General features: G+C 62.8%; 23 protein-coding genes and 1 tRNA gene. 8 read left to right on the top strand and 16 right to left on the bottom strand.

The genetic code is table 11. The features are described 5' to 3' along the window. Positions 1 to 103: 103 nt before the first annotated feature. The 7 genes from rplS to H0274_RS03225 all read right to left on the bottom strand — a co-directional run bounded on the left by rplS (position 104) and on the right by H0274_RS03225 (position 4,320). The gene (gene rplS, locus H0274_RS03255; protein WP_226792908.1) at positions 104 to 481 is read right to left on the bottom strand and encodes a 50S ribosomal protein L19; all 378 of its coding nucleotides are present in this window, start codon (positions 479 to 481) and stop codon (positions 104 to 106) included. Positions 482 to 522: 41 nt separating this feature from the next. After that, entirely contained in the window at positions 523 to 1,224 is a 702-nt protein-coding gene (gene trmD, locus H0274_RS03250) for a tRNA (guanosine(37)-N1)-methyltransferase TrmD (RefSeq protein WP_226792907.1), read from the bottom strand. Beyond that, positions 1,221 to 1,706, bottom strand: coding sequence for a ribosome maturation factor RimM (gene rimM / locus H0274_RS03245; protein ID WP_226792906.1), 486 nt, complete (start codon positions 1,704 to 1,706; stop codon positions 1,221 to 1,223). The genes trmD and rimM overlap by 4 nt, the downstream gene beginning before the upstream one ends. A gap of 6 nt (positions 1,707 to 1,712) precedes the next feature. Continuing rightward, positions 1,713 to 2,180, bottom strand: a complete 468-nt coding sequence (gene rpsP, locus H0274_RS03240) for a 30S ribosomal protein S16 (protein WP_226792905.1) — start codon at positions 2,178 to 2,180, stop codon at positions 1,713 to 1,715. A 33-nt stretch (positions 2,181 to 2,213) separates the two neighbouring features. Then, positions 2,214 to 3,671, bottom strand: coding sequence for a signal recognition particle protein (gene ffh / locus H0274_RS03235; protein ID WP_226792904.1), 1,458 nt, complete (start codon positions 3,669 to 3,671; stop codon positions 2,214 to 2,216). Positions 3,672 to 3,802: 131 nt separating this feature from the next. Beyond that, positions 3,803 to 3,878, bottom strand: a tRNA-Ala gene (locus tag H0274_RS03230). 118 nt (positions 3,879 to 3,996) lie between these two features. Continuing rightward, a complete protein-coding gene (locus H0274_RS03225) occupies positions 3,997 to 4,320 on the bottom strand; it encodes a TIGR02300 family protein (RefSeq protein ID WP_226792903.1) in 324 nt (107 codons plus the stop codon). Positions 4,321 to 4,499: 179 nt separating this feature from the next. On the opposite strand from H0274_RS03225, the gene aroA reads away from it, so the two are divergent. The 7 genes from aroA (at position 4,500) to gloB (ending at position 10,769) form a co-directional block, all read left to right on the top strand. Further along, positions 4,500 to 5,846 carry a 3-phosphoshikimate 1-carboxyvinyltransferase gene (gene aroA / locus H0274_RS03220; RefSeq protein ID WP_226792902.1) on the top strand — a complete coding sequence of 449 codons (1,347 nt, stop codon included), beginning with the start codon at positions 4,500 to 4,502 and terminating at the stop codon, positions 5,844 to 5,846. Further along, positions 5,843 to 6,100, top strand: a complete 258-nt coding sequence (locus H0274_RS03215; RefSeq protein WP_226792901.1) for a CBU_0592 family membrane protein — start codon at positions 5,843 to 5,845, stop codon at positions 6,098 to 6,100. Before aroA ends, H0274_RS03215 begins: the two co-directional genes overlap by 4 nt. After that, on the top strand, positions 6,097 to 6,732 hold the full coding sequence (locus tag H0274_RS03210; protein WP_226792900.1) for a (d)CMP kinase: 636 nt from the start codon (positions 6,097 to 6,099) through the stop codon (positions 6,730 to 6,732). The genes H0274_RS03215 and H0274_RS03210 overlap by 4 nt, the downstream gene beginning before the upstream one ends. A gap of 642 nt (positions 6,733 to 7,374) precedes the next feature. Continuing rightward, positions 7,375 to 9,069: a 30S ribosomal protein S1 gene (gene rpsA / locus H0274_RS03205; RefSeq protein ID WP_226792899.1), complete on the top strand. Its 1,695-nt coding sequence runs from the start codon at positions 7,375 to 7,377 to the stop codon at positions 9,067 to 9,069. A gap of 93 nt (positions 9,070 to 9,162) precedes the next feature. Beyond that, entirely contained in the window at positions 9,163 to 9,615 is a 453-nt protein-coding gene (locus H0274_RS03200) for a GFA family protein (RefSeq protein ID WP_226792898.1), read from the top strand. A gap of 2 nt (positions 9,616 to 9,617) precedes the next feature. Next, positions 9,618 to 10,001 carry a VOC family protein gene (locus H0274_RS03195; protein WP_226792897.1) on the top strand — a complete coding sequence of 128 codons (384 nt, stop codon included), beginning with the start codon at positions 9,618 to 9,620 and terminating at the stop codon, positions 9,999 to 10,001. A 9-nt stretch (positions 10,002 to 10,010) separates the two neighbouring features. Beyond that, positions 10,011 to 10,769 carry a hydroxyacylglutathione hydrolase gene (gene gloB, locus H0274_RS03190; protein WP_226792896.1) on the top strand — a complete coding sequence of 253 codons (759 nt, stop codon included), beginning with the start codon at positions 10,011 to 10,013 and terminating at the stop codon, positions 10,767 to 10,769. 16 nt (positions 10,770 to 10,785) lie between these two features. Here gloB and H0274_RS03185 read toward each other — a convergent pair whose 3' ends face one another. From H0274_RS03185 to H0274_RS03145, 9 genes are all read right to left on the bottom strand, one after another. After that, the gene (locus H0274_RS03185) at positions 10,786 to 11,397 is read right to left on the bottom strand and encodes an NAD(P)-dependent oxidoreductase (protein WP_319018197.1); all 612 of its coding nucleotides are present in this window, start codon (positions 11,395 to 11,397) and stop codon (positions 10,786 to 10,788) included. A gap of 145 nt (positions 11,398 to 11,542) precedes the next feature. Then, entirely contained in the window at positions 11,543 to 12,127 is a 585-nt protein-coding gene (locus H0274_RS03180) for a F0F1 ATP synthase subunit B family protein (RefSeq protein ID WP_413463459.1), read from the bottom strand. Next, positions 12,120 to 12,614, bottom strand: coding sequence for a F0F1 ATP synthase subunit B family protein (locus tag H0274_RS03175; RefSeq protein ID WP_226792895.1), 495 nt, complete (start codon positions 12,612 to 12,614; stop codon positions 12,120 to 12,122). The genes H0274_RS03180 and H0274_RS03175 overlap by 8 nt, the downstream gene beginning before the upstream one ends. A gap of 82 nt (positions 12,615 to 12,696) precedes the next feature. Further along, positions 12,697 to 12,924, bottom strand: coding sequence for a F0F1 ATP synthase subunit C (locus tag H0274_RS03170; RefSeq protein ID WP_054530138.1), 228 nt, complete (start codon positions 12,922 to 12,924; stop codon positions 12,697 to 12,699). 44 nt (positions 12,925 to 12,968) lie between these two features. After that, positions 12,969 to 13,766, bottom strand: coding sequence for a F0F1 ATP synthase subunit A (locus H0274_RS03165; protein ID WP_226792894.1), 798 nt, complete (start codon positions 13,764 to 13,766; stop codon positions 12,969 to 12,971). A gap of 55 nt (positions 13,767 to 13,821) precedes the next feature. Beyond that, entirely contained in the window at positions 13,822 to 14,139 is a 318-nt protein-coding gene (locus H0274_RS03160) for an AtpZ/AtpI family protein (RefSeq protein WP_226792893.1), read from the bottom strand. A gap of 175 nt (positions 14,140 to 14,314) precedes the next feature. Beyond that, positions 14,315 to 14,722, bottom strand: coding sequence for a YdbL family probable chaperone protein (locus tag H0274_RS03155; RefSeq protein WP_319018196.1), 408 nt, complete (start codon positions 14,720 to 14,722; stop codon positions 14,315 to 14,317). Positions 14,723 to 14,724: 2 nt separating this feature from the next. Then, positions 14,725 to 14,931 (bottom strand): YnbE family lipoprotein, encoded by a 207-nt coding sequence (locus tag H0274_RS03150; protein WP_226792892.1) that lies wholly within the window; start codon positions 14,929 to 14,931, stop codon positions 14,725 to 14,727. 47 nt (positions 14,932 to 14,978) lie between these two features. Next, positions 14,979 to 18,212 (bottom strand): intermembrane phospholipid transport YdbH family protein, encoded by a 3,234-nt coding sequence (locus tag H0274_RS03145; RefSeq protein ID WP_226792891.1) that lies wholly within the window; start codon positions 18,210 to 18,212, stop codon positions 14,979 to 14,981. 109 nt (positions 18,213 to 18,321) lie between these two features. Between H0274_RS03145 and radC the strand changes: the two genes are divergently transcribed. Then, positions 18,322 to 18,984, top strand: coding sequence for a RadC family protein (gene radC / locus H0274_RS03140; protein WP_226792890.1), 663 nt, complete (start codon positions 18,322 to 18,324; stop codon positions 18,982 to 18,984). The last annotated feature ends 2 nt before the right edge of the window (positions 18,985 to 18,986 follow it).

The following is an 18,986-nucleotide window of genomic DNA, read 5'->3' as shown; positions in this document are numbered from 1 at the left end:
CGGTTGCCCGATGCGGCGGGCAAAGATTCAGCTGATAAGGAAAAGGGCGCCCCGGCTTGCCAGCCAGGACGCCCTTTCGTGATCTTGAGATCGGCGCGGGCTGTTAGCCCCCCTGGCCGGCGCTCTGAGTTTCGCGCCGCTCTGCAATGCGCGCACTTTTACCGGTGCGGCCACGCAGATAATAGAGTTTCGCCCGCCGCACGACACCGCGACGGACGACGGTAATCGAGTCAATGTTCGGCGAATACAGCGGGAACACGCGTTCCACGCCTTCGCCGAAGCTGAGCTTGCGCACGGTGAAGTTGCTGCCCATGCCACGGTTCGACCGGGCAATGCAGACGCCTTCGTAATTCTGGACGCGGGTGCGTTCGCCTTCAACGACGCGCACGCCGACGCGGACGGTGTCGCCCGGACGGAATTCGGGGATGTCCTTCGAAGCCTTGGCGATTTCTTCGGCTTCAATCTGCTGGATCAGGTTCATTGACCTAGGTCCTTCATCAATTACTGCGCGCCAGAGGCAGGTCAGTCCCGAGCGCCCCTGTGGCGCTCCCAAAGGTCTGGCCTGCGTAACCGTGTGTCATCCTCCGCCCTTTGTTTCCGCCAGGCGGCGATTTTCGCATGATCCCCCGATCGCAGCACTTCAGGGATCGTGCGCCCTTCCCATTCAACAGGTCGGGTATAGTGCGGATATTCGAGGAGACCTTCTTCGAAGCTCTCTTCGGTACCGCTGGAAGCGGCGCCCATTACGCCGGGAAGCAGGCGAATGCAAGCGTCCAGAAGCATCAAGGCAGCAGGTTCTCCGCCCGAAAGCACGATATCGCCGACAGAGACCTGTTCGACAGGCCTGCCTTCGAAGATTCGCTCGTCGAATCCCTCGAAACGGCCGCACAGGACGGTCACGCCGGGCCCCGCAGCCAGCTCGCGAATCCGGGCCTGTGTGATCGGCTTGCCCCGAGGCGTCATTGCCAGCACGGGGCTGTCCGGATGGCGCTCCAGCGCATGGTCCACTGCGCGGGCAAGGACATCGGCCTTGAGCACCATGCCCGCCCCGCCGCCCGCCGGAGTGTCATCGACAGTGCGATGCTTGTCCTGCGCAAAGTCGCGAATCTGCACGGTCTCGCATGACCATTTCCCCTCCTCCAGCGCGCGCCCGGCAAGCGAAATGCCCAACGGCCCCGGGAACATCTCGGGATAGAGAGTGAGGATGGTGGCGGAGAAGGTCATTCGGCAAAGCCGGCGGCAACCACCAGTCGCGCCTCGCTCCATTCGGGCACGGCGGCTTCGTTCATGGGAACCATGAACTTCTTGCCGTCGGGTTTCTCGATCTCGATCACGTCGCCCGCGCCGTAATTCTCCACGGCCACCACCACGCCCAGCGGGACGCCTTCGTCAGAGATGGCGGGCAGGCCGAGCAGATCGGCATGGTAATATTCGCCTTCCTCCAACGGAGGGAGCGCGGAGCGGGGGACGGTGAGGAGAGTGCCGCGCAGTCTTTCGGCGGCGGTGCGGTCGGCAATTTCCGCGAAACGGGCGATTGCGCCGCCCTTGCCATCGTCGCGCATCTTCTTGAGCGTCAGCGCGCCGTCATTGAACAGCTTGAAGCGGGAGAGCGCTGAAACGCTCTCCCCAAACAGCTTGAGGCGAACTTCGCCCGTCACGCCATGCGCACCGGCCACGGCAGCGAGAGTGACGGGCTTGTCCTGCATCGAAGCTTAGCCTTCGGCCTGTTCCCCAGCCTGGGCTTCAGCGGCCGGGGCTTCAGCAGCCGGAGCTTCCTCGGCAGCCGGTTCTTCGACGGGAGCCTTGGCGGCTTCTTCAGCGGCGCGAGCGGCTTCTTCGGCTTCAGCCAGCTTGGCAGCCTTTTCTTCAGCGCGTTCCTTGGCCTTGTCGCCCGGTTCGGCCTTCTTCGGGTTCACGCGAGCAGCGCGTTCCTTGATCCCGGCATTGTCGAGGAAGCGGGCAACGCGGTCGGTCGCCTGTGCGCCGACGCCCAGCCAGTAACGCACACGATCTTCGTTGAGCGTGATGCGAGCCGGATCATCCTTGGCGAGCACCGGGTTATAGGTGCCGACCTGTTCCAGATACTTGCCGTCGCGCGGGCTGCGCGTGTCCGAAACCACGATGCGGTAGTAAGGACGCTTCTTCGCGCCACCGCGCGACAGACGGATTGCAATTGCCATCTTGGATTACCTTTCTAAACTAAATCTTTGAAATTACTTCTTGTTCAACAAATCTTGAATATTGGAAGGAAGCTGACCGCCAGAGCCACCCAGGCCCGGCATTCCGCCGCCTGCGCCACCACCCAGGCCGGGCATGGCAGCGCCCATGCCCCCCTTGCCGAACAGCGCGCCGAGGCCCTTGAGCCCGCCCATTTTCCTGATCTGCTTCATCGCACGCGCCATTTCCTGGTGCATCTTCAGCAGCTTGTTGATGTCCTGCACCTGCGTGCCGGAACCCTTGGCCACGCGGATCTTGCGCTTGGCATTGAGCAGTTCCGGGCGGGCGCGTTCCTGCGCGGTCATGGAACCGATAATGGCATCCATGTGGACCAGCACCTTATCGTCCATGCCGCTCTGGGCCATGGCCTGCTTGGCCTTCTTCATGCCAGGCATCATGCCCGCCAGCATGCCAAGGCCGCCCATGCTCTGCATCTGGCGCAGCTGGGTGCGAAGGTCGTTCAGATCGAACTGCCCCTTCATCATCCGCTCCGCCATGCGGTCGGCATCTTCCTTCTGGATCGTCGCGGCGGCCTTTTCGACCAGCGAGACGATGTCACCCATGCCCAGAATACGGCTGGCGACGCGCGAAGGTTCAAAGGTTTCGATCGCGTCCAGCTTTTCGCCGGTGCCCGCGAACTTGATCGGCTTGCCAGTGACGGCCCGCATCGACAGCGCCGCACCGCCGCGCGCATCGCCATCCATACGGGTGAGGACGACGCCGGTAAGGTCGATCTCACCCGAGAAGCTCTGCGCGACGTTCACCGCGTCCTGGCCGGTCAGCGAATCGACCACCAGCAGCGTTTCCTGCGGCTTGGCGATTCCAGCCACGGCCTTCATTTCGGCCATCAGCGCATCGTCGACATGCAGGCGGCCCGCAGTATCGAGGATGAGCACGTCCACTGCCTGCAATTTGGCGGACTGAAGCGCGCGCGTGGCGATGTCCGTGGGCATCTGGCCCGGAACGATCGGCAGGGTGGCAACGCCGGTCTGCTCGCCCAGCACGGCAAGCTGTTCCTGCGCGGCCGGACGATTGACGTCGAGCGACGCCATCAGCACCTTCTTGCCCTGCTTTTCCTTGAGCAGCTTGGCCAGCTTGGCAGTGGTGGTGGTCTTACCGGAGCCCTGAAGACCGACCATCATGATGATGGCCGGCGGGCTTACCGCGAGATCGAGGCCGACAGCTTCCTTCCCGCCCAGCATTTCGACCAGTTCGTCATTGACGATCTTGACCACTTGCTGGCCCGGGGTGACCGAGCGGAGCACTTCCTGACCCACGGCCTTTTCGGTGACCGCATCGATGAAACGACGCACCACCGGCAGCGCAACGTCGGCTTCCAGCAGGGCGACTCGCACTTCGCGCATCGCGGCGCGAACATCGTCTTCCTTGAGCGCTCCGCGCCCACGCAGGCGATCGAATACACCGCCAAGCCGGTCAGAAAGACTGTCGAACATCGACCGTTGCTACTCCTTCGCCGGTTTCAAAACCAGCCAAACGCGAAAAACGCCGGCGGACGAAACCTCGTCAGCCAGCGGGAAATCCAAGTGCTCGCCCATGCAACACAGCATGGATATATTCGCTAGAATGGTGGAGCCTAGCGGGATCGAACCGCTGACCTCCTGCATGCCATGCAGGCGCTCTCCCAGCTGAGCTAAGGCCCCATTCATTCATACATCGGAAGGCTGGGAGCCGTTCCGAAGCCGACCTTGCCGGGCCGGGAGGCAGCCCTCTATGCGCACTCCCAACCCTTGGCAAGAGGATAATTTCGCCTTTAGCGAATTAATTATCCTCGTCGTTGTCATCGCCCGCGCCGGGCACGCCGAGATCGTCGTCACCGCCGAGGTCGACGTCATTATCCGGCGAATCGACGTCTTCGTCGATGTCTTCCAGATCGTCATCGGCAAGATCGGAATCCTGCTCCTCGACTTCCTTCTCCTTCACAGCTTCCGTGAACGGAATCGGCTGCTTCGACTTCAGCACAGGTTCGGGATACCACTGGTTGCCGCATTCGATGCAGGCAACCGGCTCTTCCTTGCCGAGGTCATAAAAGCGCGCGCCGCATTTCGGGCAGGTGCGCTTCGTCCCCCACTCAGGCTTGACCATAGCTATTCCTCAACTGGGCCCGCGGATGGCACGGGCGAATAAATCTTGCGTGGTGATGGATATTACCGGCGCCGGAATCAAGTACCGCCGCCTCACCGGGTGGCGCGCCTTGCCATAGGGCAAAGGCACTGTCAAAAGCCGCGCGCATTCAGCCCTCCTTACAGAGAGTCCAGAGTACCTTGTCGCACGCCGATCCTGCCGCCGCCCATCCGCGCCGTTTCACTGCCACCGGCCCCCTGCGTGGAAAGATTCGCGTTCCAGGCGACAAGTCGATCAGCCACCGCGCGATCATGTTCTCCTCGCTGGCCGTAGGCGAAAGCCGCATCACCGGCCTGCTGGAAGGGGAAGACGTAATGGCCACCGCTGCCGCCATGCGAGCCATGGGCGCGCATATCGAACGGATCGGCGAAGGCGAATGGCGCGTCAATGGCGTGGGCGTAGGTGCCCTGCTCCAGCCCGATGCCCCGCTCGACATGGGTAATAGCGGCACATCAACCCGCCTGCTGATGGGCCTTGTCGCCAGCCATCCGATAACGGCGACTTTCGTGGGCGATGCCAGCCTTTCCAAGCGCCCTATGGGGCGCGTGACCGGCCCGCTCTCGCAGATGGGCGCTAGTTTCGAAACCTCCGAAGGCGGCACCCTGCCCCTTACCGAGCGCGGCATCGCACCCTCCGTACCGATCACTTACCGCCTCCCCGTCGCCAGCGCCCAGGTGAAAAGCGCGGTGCTGCTGGCCGGGCTGAACACGCCGGGCATCACCACTGTGATCGAACCCGTGCCCACCCGTGACCATACGGAGCGGATGCTGACCGGATTCGGGGCAGAGCTGTGGGTCGAGGAAGAGAATGGCGAGCGCGTCATCCGCATTCGCGGCGAGGCAGTGCTCAAGCCGCAGGTGATCGACGTTCCGGGCGATCCCTCCTCCGCCGCCTTCTTCCTCGTCGCCGCGCTGATCGTGCCGGGCAGCGACGTGATCATCGAGAATGTCGGCCTCAACGCCACCCGCGCGGGCCTGATCGAGGTGCTGCGCCAGATGGGCGGCAGCATCGTGGAACTGGACCGCCGCGAAGTGGGCGGCGAGCCGGTGGCGGATCTGCATGTCACGCATTCGGCCTTGAAGGGCGTGGAAGTCGATCCGGCCATCGTGCCCAGCATGGTCGATGAATTCCCCGCCCTGTTCGTCGCCGCCGCGCTCGCCGAAGGCCGCACGGTGACACGCGGGCTGGAAGAACTGCGCGTAAAGGAATCTGACCGTATCGCGGTAATGGCGGCCGCGCTCACCGGCGCGGGTGCGCGGGTGGAGGAAACCGAGGACGGCCTGATCATCGATGGCACCGGCGGCGCACCGCTGCGCGGCAGCGCCAATAGCCGGGTCAAGACGCATCTCGACCACCGCATCGCCATGAGCATGGCCGTGGCAGGCCTCGCCTCCAGCGACGGAGTGGAAGTGGACGATACACGCCCCATCGCCACGAGCTTCCCCAATTTCGAGGCACTGCTGGACGGACTCGGATCACAGAAATGACTCCGGCAGTTGCCAATATCTTCGGCTTCGCGGGGATGATCTGCATCATCGCTGCCTATGCCTATCAAACGGCGCGGGCCGAACCGAACCCGTTCCTGCATCACGGCACCAATCTGCTGGGCGCCGCCCTGCTCACCGTGTCGCTGCTAGTGAACACCAACCCGGCTTCGCTGGTGCTGGAATTCTTCTGGGCGGCGATTGCGATTTATGGCCTTGTGCGCGCCTTGATGAAACGCGGGAAGGAAGGGACATGATCATCGCGGTCGATGGCCCCACCGCCAGCGGCAAGGGCACCATTGCCAAGGCGCTGGCCGCGCATTTCGGCTTGCCCCATCTCGATACCGGACTGCTCTATCGCGCCGTGGGACGGCAGGTTGCACTGGATGGCGGCAATCCTGACGTTCCGGCCGCTGCCGAAGCAGCCTGCGCCTTCCCCGATTCGCTCCTGAACGATCCTGCCCTGCGCAGCGAGGAAAGCGGCGGGCTGGCGAGCCGCGTCTCCATCCATCCCGGCGTGCGACGCGCGCTTTATGAACGCCAGCGCGCCTTCGCAACCCGGCCCGGCGGCGCGGTTCTGGACGGGCGGGACATTGGCACGGTGATTGCGCCGGAAGCCGCCGCCAAGCTGTTCGTCACCGCCAGCGTAGAGGCACGAGCACAGCGCCGCTTCCTCGAAATGCGCGAGCGCGGGGAGGATGTGACGCTGGAAGAAATCGCCGCCGACCTGCGCGAGCGCGACGAGCGCGACCGTACCCGCGCCACCGCGCCGCTCATCGCCGCGGAAGACGCCGTGCTGCTCGATACCAGCGCCATGAACCGCGAAGAGGCTGTGAGTGCGGCTATCCGCATCGTCAACGAACTGACCGGGCAGACACCCTGCCCGTAAGTGTTGGGAATGCGACGCGCCTTTTGCTGCCCTCTCGTCATGCTGAACTTGGTTCAGCATCCATTTCTCCTCAAAGACAGTAACCCGATCCGGAGAAATGGCCTCTGAAACAAGTTCAGGGTGACGCCTGAGGCAATAGCAGCAAGCGCCGAATACGCGCCATTTCTTTGTAATATATTGTTATATAAAGATCTTACTCAATCATTCTCAAAAAATATGCGCCCGCTTTCATCCCTTGCCGGGCCTGCACCAACCCCTCCGCCCGGAACCCCAACGGGTGTGTAACATGTGTAACACCCCCCGCTTTCACCCTCTCTGAAGGCCAGCCTGTCGTCCGGCAGCGAAACCGCGATTTTCCTTGCTTTCGGGCCTGTTTTGCCATAGGCGCAGGCCCATTCGACGGGCGTGCTGCGCCGATCGATGGCCACCATTGCATTGACGGGCCTCTGCACGGCGCCTCGCCGCAGACCCTGTCGCCTTGGCAACCATCGTCGGTTCTCCATTCCCCCAGAATGCTCGTGAAGGCATTCGGCCCCGCGAGCGGTTCGGCCCTTTGGCCCGCCACGGCAATGGTGCCTCGGCGGAGAAAGACCGGCGGATACAACCGCCTGGCCGGAAATGTCAGTACAGGAACCTAACGGAATGGCCTCTTCGCCAAATCCCTCGCGCTCCGATTTCGAAGCGCTTCTCAACGAATCTCTCGGCGGTGCAGCCGACGGCGGCTTTGAAGGCCGCGTCGTAAAGGGCACCGTCACCGCGATCGAAGGCGACAAGGCCGTGATCGACGTCGGCCTCAAGAGCGAAGGCCGCATCCGCCTCAGCGAATTTGCCGGTCAGACCCTCTCCGTGGGCGATGAAGTCGAAGTCTTCGTCGACCGCGTCGAGAATGCCGATGGCGAAGCGATGCTCAGCCGCGACCGCGCCCGCCGCGAAGCCGCATGGGACAAGCTGGAATCCGAATTCGGCGAAGGCAAGCGCGTCGAAGGCCGCATCTTCGGCCGCGTCAAGGGCGGCTTCACTGTCGATCTCGACGGCGCCGTGGCCTTCCTGCCCGGCTCGCAGGTCGACATCCGCCCCGTGCGCGACGTCACCCCGCTGATGGACATCCCCCAGCCCTTCCAGATCCTCAAGATGGATCGCCGCCGCGGCAACATCGTCGTGTCGCGCCGCGCCGTTCTGGAAGAAACCCGCGCCGAACAGCGCAGCGAACTGATCGACAAGCTGGCCGAAGGTCAGGTGATCGACGGCGTCGTGAAGAACATCACCGATTACGGTGCCTTCGTTGATCTGGGCGGCATCGACGGCCTGCTCCACGTCACCGACATGAGCTACAAGCGCGTCAACCACCCCAGCGAAGTCATCAATATCGGTGACGTCGTGAAGGTGCAGATCATCCGCATCAACCAGGATACGCAGCGCATCAGCCTCGGCATGAAGCAGCTGGAAAGCGATCCCTGGGATGGCGTGGAAGCCAAGTATCCCGTCGGCGCCAAGCTGCACGGCACTGTCACCAACATCACCGAATACGGCGCCTTCGTGGAGCTGGAAGCAGGCATCGAAGGTCTGGTCCACGTTTCGGAAATGTCCTGGACCAAGAAGAACGTCCACCCCGGCAAGATCGTTTCGACCTCGCAGGAAGTCGACGTGGTCGTGCTCGAAGTGGATGCCGAAAAGCGCCGCATCAGCCTCGGCCTCAAGCAGGCCCAGCAGAATCCGTGGGAAGCCTTCGCCGAGAAGCACCCGGTCGGTTCGACCGTGGAAGGCGAAGTCAAGAACGCCACCGAATTCGGCCTGTTCATCGGCCTGGACGGCGATGTGGACGGCATGGTCCACATGTCGGACATCGCCTGGGGCATCTCGGGCGAAGACGCGCTGGCTCTGCACCGCAAGGGCGAGCAGGTCACGGCCGTGGTTCTGGACGTCGATGTCGACAAGGAACGCATCAGCCTTGGCATGAAGCAGCTTGAAAAGGGTGCTCCGGCAGCCGGCGGCGCTGCCGGTACGGGCGGCCTCAAGCGTGGCGACGTAGTCACCGTGACTGTCCTCGAAGTGCGCGATGGCGGCCTCGAAGTTCAGGCTGGCGACGATGGCGCGACCGGCTTCATCAAGCGCAGCGACCTGGGCCGCGACCGTGACGAACAGCGTCCGGACCGCTTCCAGGCCGGTCAGAAGATCGATGCCATGGTCATCGGTTTCGACCGCTCGAAGAAGCCCAACTTCTCGATCAAGGCCCACCAGCTGGCCGAAGAGAAGCAGGCTGTCGAACAGTACGGTTCGTCCGATTCGGGCGCTTCGCTGGGCGACATTCTGGGCGAAGCCCTCAAGAAGGCCGACTAAGGCCCTCTGCCTCTAAAGGCACAAGAAAAGGCCCGTCGCTCACCCGAGCGGCGGGCCTTTCCTACATGGGGCGCCCGCGTTAGGGTCCGTGCCATGCCCCAGCCTCGCCCAGCCACTCGCCCAGTCACTCGCCCAGTCACTCGCCAAGCAAACTGCCAATGCGGCGCGCTGACCGCCACGGTCGCAGCCGATGCCCAGCCCATGACGGTGCTGTGCCATTGCCGCGATTGCCAGCGCCGCAGCGGATCGCCTTTCGGCATCCTCGCCTATTTCCCGGTCGAAAGCATAACGATTGACGGCGAAGCACGGGAATTCACCCGGCCGACCGATCAGGGCGACAGCTTCACCACCGGCTTCTGTCCGCAATGTGGCAGCACCATTTACGCCCGCGCGAGCAAATATCCTGCGCTTCTGGGCGTGACTGTGGGTGCATTCGCCGATCCCGATTTCCCTCCCCCGCTGCGCTCGGTCTATGAGCAGACCCGGCATGGCTGGGTGCAAGTGCCCGAAGGCGTGCCAGGGCATGAGCGCGGAAGGGAGAGCTGACGATGGAAGCCGCGCCGTTTCTGATGTTCCAGGGGCAAGCTCAAAGCGCGCTGGCCCTGTATCGCGACACCTTCCCCGATTTCGAGGAAGTACTGCTGCAGGAACATCCCGCGGGGCCCATGAGCGGCCAGATCGCCATGGCACGCATCCGGCTGGGCGGGCTGGAAGTGATGCTGAATGACAGCCCGCCGATTCACGATTTCACTTTCACGCCTTCCAGCTCGATCTTCATCACCTGCGACAGCGAGAATCAGCTCCGCACTCTGGCAGAAAGGCTGGGCATGGGTGGCGCGTTCCTCATGCCGGTCGATTCCTACGGCTTCAGCACGCACTTCTGCTGGGTTGCCGATCAATTCGGTGTAAGCTGGCAGCTCAATCTTCCATAGGCCATACCGATGCTTCAGCTTCACCAGTTCCCCTGTCTGTCCGACAATTACGGATATCTGCTGCATGATCCCGCCAGTGGGGAAACCGTGTGCATCGATACGCCGGACGCCGATACCTATCTGCGCGAAGCGGCCATCAAAGGCTGGACCATCACCCAGATCTGGAACACCCACTGGCACGCCGATCATGCGGGCGGGAACGAAGCGATCAAAGCGGCGACCGGCTGCACCATCACCGCACCTGCCGGGGATGCGGCGAAGATCGCTGGAGTGGACCGCGCCGTGGGCCAAGGCGATACGGTGAAGATAGGCGAATTCACAGGGGACGTGATCGATGTGGGCGGCCACACCATGGGCCATGTCGCCTATTATATCCCGCGTGCGGCGATGGCCTTTGTGGGTGATTCGCTATTCGCGCTGGGCTGCGGACGGATGTTCGAAGGTACGCCGCCCCAGTTCTGGGCCAGCCTCTCGCGGCTCAAGGCACTGCCCGGCGAGACGAAGATCTATTGCGCGCATGAATATACGGCCTCAAACGCGAAATTCGCGCTCCATGCCGATCCCTATAACGCAGTGCTGGCGGATTATGCCCGCGAGGTGGAGGAAAGGCGCGCGGCCGGTCAGCCGACCGTTCCCACCGTTCTCTCCCGCGAGCTGGCGGCCAATCCCTTCCTCCGGGCCGATACGCCCGAGATGAAGGCGCGCTGGGGCGGGAAGGAACCGGCGGAAACCTTCGCCGCCTTGCGCGCGGCGAAGGATTCTTTCTGAGCTCCAGGTCTTCTGCTCAGTAGGCTGCGGTAAACCGCGCCCGGCTGTGCTTGTGCTGTTCCAGCTCGTCGACCATGGCAATGGCATAATCGGCAAAGCTGATCTTGCTCTCGCCATTGGCGTCGCTCACCAGTTCGTCGCCGCCCAGGCGGAAGGTGCCGAGGCGCGGCCCTTCGAAGATGTTCATCGCGGGGGAGAAGAAGGTCCAGTCGGCCTCGGTCTCCTTGCGGATGTCATTGAGGAAGTGGATCGCGGGCAGGACGAAAGGCTTGATGTTCTCCGGAAAATGCGGGGAATCATACAGCATCACGCCATCCGGGCCGTTAAGGCTCGCCGCACCGCCTGTTATCAGCAGACGGCTGACGCCCGCCTTCTTCACGGCGGAAAGCAGGTTTGCGGCGGGCACATCGAAATGGATCGCGCTGATCACGGCATCCACGCCCTTGATGATTTCAGCCAGCGCATCGGGATCGTTGGCATCCCCCGCCACTGCCGTCACGCCTTCTGCCGCCGCAATGCCTTCCGGCTTGCGCGCCACGGCCAGCACCGTGTGGCCCCGCGCCGTCAGTTCCTTCACGATTTCCGAACCCGCGCGCCCACTGGCGCCAAGAACCGCAACATGCATCATCTATTCTCCCAGAAATCCTGTCGAGACCGGTCACTGCCTCACTTGGCCGCCGCTCCGCAAGCCGTATCGCATGCGCATACGAAAACCCCCGCACGAGGCGGGGGTTGACGTTCCACATCCGATGAGAGCCGTTGCCGGCCCAAGATCAGAGGCCGGAGATTGCCGTGTCGACGAGCTTCTTGTCCGCCTCGGCATCGTGGCCCTTGGCGATCAGGCCGCGAGCCGCAGTAGCTGCGGCATCAGCCGCACGAGCGCGAAGCTCTTCCACTGCGCCACGCTGGGCAGCAGCGATCTTGTCTTCCGCCATCTGCTTGCGACGCTTGATCACGGCTTCCGTGTCAGCCTCCGCCTTGGCGACGATGGCGTCGGCCTCATGCCGGGCATATTCGATCATCGCTGCCGCATCCTTTTCAGCACCGGCGATCTTGTCGGCATATTCCTTGCGCAGCGCTTCCGCTTCTGCGCGAAGCTTCTTCGCTTCATCAAGATGCTGACGGATCTCGACGATCTTCTTGTCGAGACCGCCAGTGATCACCGCCGGAACCTTCTTCCACACGAGAATGAGGAGGAAAGCGAGCATGGACAAGCCCACCCAGCCCGCAGGCGCAAGGCCCAGCGCGCTCGGCTCGGCATGGTGCGCCTCGGCGGGCACCTCGGTGGTTTCCACCAGATGCTCGTTATGGTTCATTTCGAGCTCGGGCTCGGCAATGGGAGCAGCGGTCTCAGCCATGGTTCAGCGCTTCCTTCACGGCGGATTTGGCGGCGGCAGCAGTGACCTTCACACCGGCAATGCGGGTGACGATATCCTGCGCAGCCTCGGCCGCAACGCCTTCGATCTCGGACAGGGCGGCAGTGCGCGCGGCTTCGATCTCGGCATCGGCATCGGCAATCTTCTTGTCGAGCCGCTTCTGGGCAGCGGAGAGCTTCTTTTCGGAAGCAGCCGCTGCTTCGGCCTTGGCCTTGGCGATGAGGGCCTGTGCCTGGGCACGATTGGCATTCTCGCGCTCGCGCCAGGCAAGCTCTTCCTCGTCAGCCTTGGCGCGCGCTTCTTCGGCGGCGGCAAGATCGCTGGCGATCTGCTTGTCGCGCAGGGCAACGGTGTCCATAACCTTGGGCACCATACCGCGCCCGATCACGAGGAAGACGAGCCCGAAGATTACCAGCAACCAGAATATCTGGCTGGAATAGGTTTCAGCGAGCTGTGCTATCTGGGGCATCGATCAGATCCGATGGTCAGCGCGTAAACACACCCGGTCCGGCCGGAGAACATCCGGCCGGCACACAGGCAAATGGCATTCGTCAGGCGACGAAGATCAGGATCATCGCCACGACGAAGGCGAGCAGACCGAGAAGTTCCGCGGCCGCGAAGCCGATGAACAGGCGGCCCTGCTGGCCGTCGGCCGCGCCGGGGTTGCGCAGAGCGCTTTCGAGGAACGAGCCGAAGACGTTACCCACGCCGATGGCAGCCATGCCGGCGCCGATAGCAGCGAGACCCGCACCGATCAGCTTTGCAGCCTGAGGATCCATTTGAAAACTCCTTTTCCTTAGAATTCGGTCAGTTAGTTCAAGTCTTAGTGAAGATTCTCGGCATCGTTGATGTAAAGCGAAGCCAATAGCGCGAAGACGTAGGCCTGAATACCGGCCACCAGAATCTCCAGCGCGCAGATCGCAATCATCAGGATGAAGCTGAGCAGCGCAACCACCGGTCCGATACCGCTGGATGCAGCATTGATACCATCGATCACGAAACTCGAAAGCACTTCCAGCAGCACGTGGCCGGCCATCATCGCAACGAACAGTCGCAGGCCAAGGCTGAAGGGCCGCACGAGGAAGCTGACCAGCTCGATCACGAAGATCATCGGGATCATCACGAGCGGCGTGCCATGAGGCACGAACAGCGAGAAGAAGTGCAGCTTGTGCTTCCAGAAGCCCACCACCAGCACGATCGCGAAGGACATGATCGCCAGAACGCCGGTCACGGTGAAGTGGCTGGTGGACGTGAATGCGTGAATCCCCACCACGCCCAGAGGCAGCGGAAGCAGGCCCAGCAGGTTGGCAAAGAGGATGAACATGAAAATCGAGAAAATGTACGGAACGTACTTCTTCCCGGCGGGGCCGACATTGGCGGCCAGCAGGCCGTCGATGAAACCGGTGAAGCTTTCCACCGCCATTTGCCAACGGCCGGGCACGAGCTGACGCTTCATGCCACCGGCAACGAAGACCCACAGCGCCACGGCGGCGATCGCCATCCAAAGCGCACTGTTGGTGAAGGCAATGTTGTAACCTGCCAGCTCCCAGTTCTGCGTACCGAACAGAGGTTCGATCGCAAACTGGTGCATCGGGTCGACCTTGGCTTCTTCGCCTGCCACTCTAGCGTCCCTGTGCCAATGAACGGCAGCGCCCCTCTTCCCCCAATCGGCGGGTTCAGTCAGGACGCTGGTTCGAAATCCGAATAATGTTCCTGAAGGCAACGACGATCCCAAGGAACATCATCACCAACAGACCCCAGGGCGAAGAGCCTGCAAACCGGTCGATAACCCAACCGATCAGCGCTCCGCCACCGATCCCCCCCAGCAATTCCGCGAGCACCCGGTTGCCTGTGCGGTAATTCGCATCGGCACCTTGCACTTGCGGCTTGTTGCGCTGCACTTCCCGCTCGCGTGCAGCTTTAAGCCGCTCATCGAGCGCGTCGATCCGCGCATCTTCACCGATGGGTTCCCGGGCAGTTTCGTCTTCACTCATAGCACCTTCCTAATGAGGAGAAGCACTACAGGCAAATCCGCCCCGCCGAGGGCGCCGCCCCCTTAGGCGGGGGGTATTCGCAAGTCAACCGCAAGCGGCGCGTGAACCGGACATGAAAAGGGCCTTCCCGCGCCACGGCTGCGAGAAGGCCCGGAAAACTGGGAACTGCTGTCAATTAAGGGCAGCGGGCGTCGCGCTGCGGGGCCTGACCGGCGGCACGAGTTTTCCACGTTCCATCCGGCGCCTGATATTTTTCCCCCGGAGCGGTATCGCGGATATTCTTGCAACCCGCGCCAAAGGCGAATTCCTCCACGGAGACGCCCGCACCCTGTGCGCCCTGCGTGTAAACCGCCTTGCGCTTGATGTTCAGATCCTTGAGCATCTTGTCGACATCGGCTGGAACAGACCCGACCGCGCCAAGATAGCCATCCATCTTCTCGCCCACCTGGCCGGCAGTGCGCGCGGCCTGATAGGCAGGATCGCGCTGTGCGGAAGCCGGAGCGGCCACGAGCGCCAGCGCGGCCAGAGCCGCGGCAGCGTGGAAAAGAGTATGAGCCTGCTTCTTCATGGTTTCGCCTGCCACCTTCAGAAAATTCCCTGATTCTGCTCAATCGTATCCTGCACCTGGTTCTCGATCTTGTAGAGAACCTCCTGCTTGATGTTGATGTTAAGCTCGATCACGATCTTGTCCTCAGGGGCCTTGATCGTGATGCAGCCTCCAAGGGCAACGAGCCCCGCCACCAACAACAGTGCCTTCATCCCTCCGGGGAGCCCCATGTGAAATATCTCCATGGACGCCTTATGCGTCGGGCCTTCCGGGAAGGTCAATTTCGGGGACTTCATGGCACTGGCTCGCTTTCTGGGTGCTGAATACCGGATTCATCATCCGGAAGGTCGTCTGCCCCCGGCATCGGAGGCTTCAAGGTCGGGTTTTCGATCACATTACCGTTGCCGTCGATCAGGCCCAGTTCACGCGGATCGCGGGCCAGTGCCGGATCGTACATCGACTTGAAGCTGCCGATGAGCTGATAGAACGGCGCGTGGATGTTGACGTTGAAGCGGATCGGCAATTTGGCGAGTTGCCGGGTCACGATATTCTTCGAGGCGCCCTCGCCCTGCTGGACACCATCGAAACGCACGCGCGTCACGATCTCGCCGGTCAGCGAGCCATCAAGCGAAATATCCATCTGCCGGTAATTGAGCGATCTGAGCGCATCGAAGGCATAATTCGCCATCGGGTTCATGTTCTCATAGGTCAGCTTGCCGACATAAGAGAGATTGCCACCCGGCGGCCGCGAAGTAAGTGCGCCTCCTTCGATCCGCCCGCCATTCTCGTCGAATATCAGCGGCACGCGGCCATCGAACGTGCCGGTGGCCAGAATGTTGGCAAGCTCCATCCGCTCGACGAACTGCGCTGCGTCCACGCCTTCAAGCTGCAGGGTAAAGCGCCGCTGCTCCGGCTCGGCCATGCGAATCACGGCAGGTTCCAGCACTAGCGAACCGCCGATGAAGGGCCAGCGTCCGCCATGGATGACCATGGTGTGATTCTCGCGAATCTCATATCGCATTTCGCCGCTCTCCACCTCGATGCCGGGGTTGAAAGAGCGAATCTGCAGGCGCTGGTTGGGAGCGGTCACCATGCCGAGCAGGTCGGTAAACTCTATGGTGCCCGCAACGCCCTGCACCGGGCCGAAGGCGGCCGCGAAATCGAAACTGTCGGTTGAAAAAGTGCCGGTGCTGGAAATCCGGTCAGACGTCCAGTCGATGCGACCGCGCCCACTGATCGTTCCATTGGCATTGGCCACGAAACCCAATGCCAGCCCGGTCAAATCATTGGGCTGCATGTCCTGATCGAACCGGATGCCGGGCACATCCAGATCGGCATGCCCCACTCCATTACCCAGATCATGCACGATATTGGCCAGCGTCACTTCCCGATCGCTCTTGGGTTCGCGCAGCAGGGCGGTGGCAGTGATGCGATTATCCACAAGCGAGAGCGTGGCATCGCGTGCGACGAGCGGCTCGAACCGGCCCGGCGCCTGCCGGTCCACGAGGCGGAAGGCACCTTCGGCAAGGTCGAGGCGGCCATTGGCGAAGCGCCATTTGCCCCCGGCATCCAGCAGATCGAGTGGCACGGCGAACAGCTTGGCATCGGTGCCGGAGAACGTCCCCGCGATATCATTCGCGATATGGGCGTCGATACGGCTCAGGCGGAAGCGGGTGGGAGCATCAGGCGTGCCCATGGTGACATCGACTGTATTGGCTACCAGCGCGCCGGGCCATGCGAATCCGACCGCGCCGGATGTCATGCGCAGCGGTGTGGCCCCCAAGGTGCCCGTCAGGTCGAGCGAGGGGACACCCGCGGCAACGCGCAGCCCCCGTCCATCCTGGCGAACAATAGCGCTGCCGCGTGGCGGGCACAGCTGCAGCTTGCGCCCTTCCAGAGTGAGGCTGGCAAGGGAAATACTGTCAAAGCCGATGGTCGTGCAGCCGCGCCAGATGGAAAGCCCCTGCGGGGAAGACCAATTGCCGCTGAACGGCACCACCAGCCCCTGCGCGGAACCGCCGGGTATCGCCCCGCTCGCCAAAGCGCGGCCCGAAAAGCCAAGCGCCCCGCCCGGTGACTGAGCCACGATCAGTTCGGGCAATTCCAGGCTGCCCCCGCCTGCGGAATATGGCTCCATGCGCATCCGCAATTCGGCCGCCCCACGCCCGCCGCGGCTTTCCATCCTGCCGGTGATCTGCGGCAGATCGACGCCGGAAGTGGCAAAATTGCCCGAGAAGCGTGGAGAGCCGACTTTGGTATTACCTGCGAACTGAACACGCGAAAGCGCCAGAACTGTCGCCCCGCTGGAGCCGCGAATGCGCCCCTGCGGCATGGCGAGGCTGAACAGATCGCCCGTCTTGCGCATCGTCAGCTCTGCCGCGAGTTCGCTGTCGCGCCCTTCCCGCGCCAGTGCCCCGCGCATTCTTGCCAGCAGCGGGCCAAGGAGCGTTCCATCCGCCGCCTCCGCCGCTTCGCCCAGCATCTTGTCCAGCTCTGGCCCCGGCCGCAAGCCGGTGCCCTGCACATTGGCCTGCACTTCCACCCGGTCGATCCCGCCCCGCGTCCGGGCAGAGCCTTCCACCTCCAGCGAATCGAGCGCGAACCGAGAGGAACTCAGAGCATCCAGACTAAGCTCATACTCGGCAGTCAGCCCATTCTTGCGCCAGGTAAACTTGCCAGTACCGTCCATCCCCGCAAGCCGATTGCCTGCCAGTGCGACATCACTGCCTGCCAGCTTCACATCGCCTTCTGCACCGTCGAACGTGCGGTCGATCCGCGTGGCAAGGTCTGCGGCGAAATTGCGCAGGCTCGGCCCGCCTTCGGGACAATCCAGCGCACCAAGGCGCAGGGGGCCGGAAAATCCCGGCCGTTCGGCATCGATGGACACCTTGCCATAAAGCGTTGCCTTATCGGCGATGCAGTCATCAACCTGCAGACGAGGGGCATTCGCGGCAAGAATGCCGGCGAAGCCATTGCGAAGATTGCCCCTCCCTTGTGCCTTGAAGCCAACCGGGCCGTAGTCGCTTTCCAGCAGGGCGCGGCCGTCCACCAGATCGAGATCGAGATCCGGAAAGCTGAAAGCTTCCTTCGATTTGCTCTCGAACAGCAGCTTGTCCAGCCCGCCGAAGCTGAGCTTCCCGTCACGATAGCTACCATAGAGGCGCGGTCGCACTACCTTGACCTTGCCCAGCTGCAGGAACGGAAAGCGCGGTTCCAGCGAGACTTCCACGCGCTCTACTGTGAGATCCGGCCGGGCGGGATCCCCAACGACGATATTGGTGATGACCTGCCGCTGCGGCCCGATCGATTCGATTGTATAAGTGGCCTTTACACCCAGCTTTTCGAGCTGTCCGGTGATAATGTCTTCCGCCAGCTGCTCGCGCGAGGTCCACACCACGATTCCCGCGCTGGCGAGCAATATGGCAAGCACACCCGCGACACGCCGCCCGGTCTTGCGGCCCGTCCGGCTGCGGCCCGGAGCTGGTGCCGCTGCCTGTCCGACTTCATCCTCGTTCTGCTCCGCCATCGTCCCCACACTTGCGCGCAAGCACGGCTAAAGGCAATGCACTGCACGCGGAATGAACGCCCGCAGGGGGACTTGGCGCTTGGCCGGAAATAGCGACAACAGCGCAGACATGGCCGGGCACCGCGCCCGCTTGCGCCAACGCCTGCTGGAGGGCGGAGACGATGCGCTGGCCGATCACGAAGTGATCGAATATCTGCTGATGACCGCTCGCCCCCGGATCGACACCAAGCCGATCGCCAAATCCCTCATCAGGCGATTCGGATCGCTGGCGGCGGTGCTGAATGCCGATGCCCGCGTGCTGGCAGATCATCCCCAGATGGGAGAAACATCCGCTGCGGCGCTAAAGGTCGTGGCGTTGGCCGCCCGCCGCCTTGCCAAACAGCAGGTGCGCGAACAGCCGGTGCTCGGAAGCTGGCAGGCGCTGATCGACTATCTGCGCATCGACATGGCGCATCTGACGGTGGAGCGTGTGCGCGTGCTCTATCTCAACACGCAGAACATGCTGATTCTCGACGAACATGTGGGCGACGGTTCGATTGACGAAGCCGCGATCCACCCGCGCGAAGTGATCCGCCGCGCGCTGGATCTTGGTGCCACGGCGCTGATCCTGGTCCACAACCATCCTTCAGGCTCCCCCGAGCCCAGCCGCGCGGATATCCAGATCACCAACCGCATCGCCGAAGCGGGACGGCTATTGGGGATCGTGGTGCACGATCACGTCATCATCGGGCGCGAGGGACATGTATCGCTCAAGGCCAAGGGCCTGATTTGAGC

The sequence above is a fragment of the Fulverythrobacter ferritrahens genome (assembly GCF_020539485.1).
In the GTDB taxonomy this organism is placed as follows: Bacteria; Pseudomonadota; Alphaproteobacteria; order Sphingomonadales; family Sphingomonadaceae; genus Andeanibacterium; species Andeanibacterium ferritrahens.
The sequence above is the reverse complement of the archived record's forward strand: the minus strand, read 5'-3'. Positions and strand labels throughout refer to the sequence as shown.

Excerpts from the sequence above, each read along its gene's own strand:
- rplS (WP_226792908.1), bottom strand. The coding sequence starts at position 481 with ATGAACCTGATCCAGCAGATTGAAGCCGAAGAAATCGCCAAGGCTTCG.
- trmD (WP_226792907.1), bottom strand. The coding sequence starts at position 1,224 with ATGACCTTCTCCGCCACCATCCTCACTCTCTATCCCGAGATGTTCCCG.
- rimM (WP_226792906.1), bottom strand. The coding sequence starts at position 1,706 with ATGCAGGACAAGCCCGTCACTCTCGCTGCCGTGGCCGGTGCGCATGGC.
- rpsP (WP_226792905.1), bottom strand. The coding sequence starts at position 2,180 with ATGGCAATTGCAATCCGTCTGTCGCGCGGTGGCGCGAAGAAGCGTCCT.
- ffh (WP_226792904.1), bottom strand. The coding sequence starts at position 3,671 with ATGTTCGACAGTCTTTCTGACCGGCTTGGCGGTGTATTCGATCGCCTG.
- H0274_RS03225 (WP_226792903.1), bottom strand. The coding sequence starts at position 4,320 with ATGGTCAAGCCTGAGTGGGGGACGAAGCGCACCTGCCCGAAATGCGGC.
- H0274_RS03215 (WP_226792901.1), top strand. The coding sequence starts at position 5,843 with ATGACTCCGGCAGTTGCCAATATCTTCGGCTTCGCGGGGATGATCTGC.
- H0274_RS03210 (WP_226792900.1), top strand. The coding sequence starts at position 6,097 with ATGATCATCGCGGTCGATGGCCCCACCGCCAGCGGCAAGGGCACCATT.
- rpsA (WP_226792899.1), top strand. The coding sequence starts at position 7,375 with ATGGCCTCTTCGCCAAATCCCTCGCGCTCCGATTTCGAAGCGCTTCTC.
- H0274_RS03200 (WP_226792898.1), top strand. The coding sequence starts at position 9,163 with ATGCCCCAGCCTCGCCCAGCCACTCGCCCAGTCACTCGCCCAGTCACT.
- H0274_RS03195 (WP_226792897.1), top strand. The coding sequence starts at position 9,618 with ATGGAAGCCGCGCCGTTTCTGATGTTCCAGGGGCAAGCTCAAAGCGCG.
- gloB (WP_226792896.1), top strand. The coding sequence starts at position 10,011 with ATGCTTCAGCTTCACCAGTTCCCCTGTCTGTCCGACAATTACGGATAT.
- H0274_RS03185 (WP_319018197.1), bottom strand. The coding sequence starts at position 11,397 with ATGATGCATGTTGCGGTTCTTGGCGCCAGTGGGCGCGCGGGTTCGGAA.
- H0274_RS03180 (WP_413463459.1), bottom strand. The coding sequence starts at position 12,127 with ATGGCTGAGACCGCTGCTCCCATTGCCGAGCCCGAGCTCGAAATGAAC.
- H0274_RS03175 (WP_226792895.1), bottom strand. The coding sequence starts at position 12,614 with ATGCCCCAGATAGCACAGCTCGCTGAAACCTATTCCAGCCAGATATTC.
- H0274_RS03170 (WP_054530138.1), bottom strand. The coding sequence starts at position 12,924 with ATGGATCCTCAGGCTGCAAAGCTGATCGGTGCGGGTCTCGCTGCTATC.
- H0274_RS03160 (WP_226792893.1), bottom strand. The coding sequence starts at position 14,139 with ATGAGTGAAGACGAAACTGCCCGGGAACCCATCGGTGAAGATGCGCGG.
- H0274_RS03150 (WP_226792892.1), bottom strand. The coding sequence starts at position 14,931 with ATGGAGATATTTCACATGGGGCTCCCCGGAGGGATGAAGGCACTGTTG.
- H0274_RS03145 (WP_226792891.1), bottom strand. The coding sequence starts at position 18,212 with ATGGCGGAGCAGAACGAGGATGAAGTCGGACAGGCAGCGGCACCAGCT.
- radC (WP_226792890.1), top strand. The coding sequence starts at position 18,322 with ATGGCCGGGCACCGCGCCCGCTTGCGCCAACGCCTGCTGGAGGGCGGA.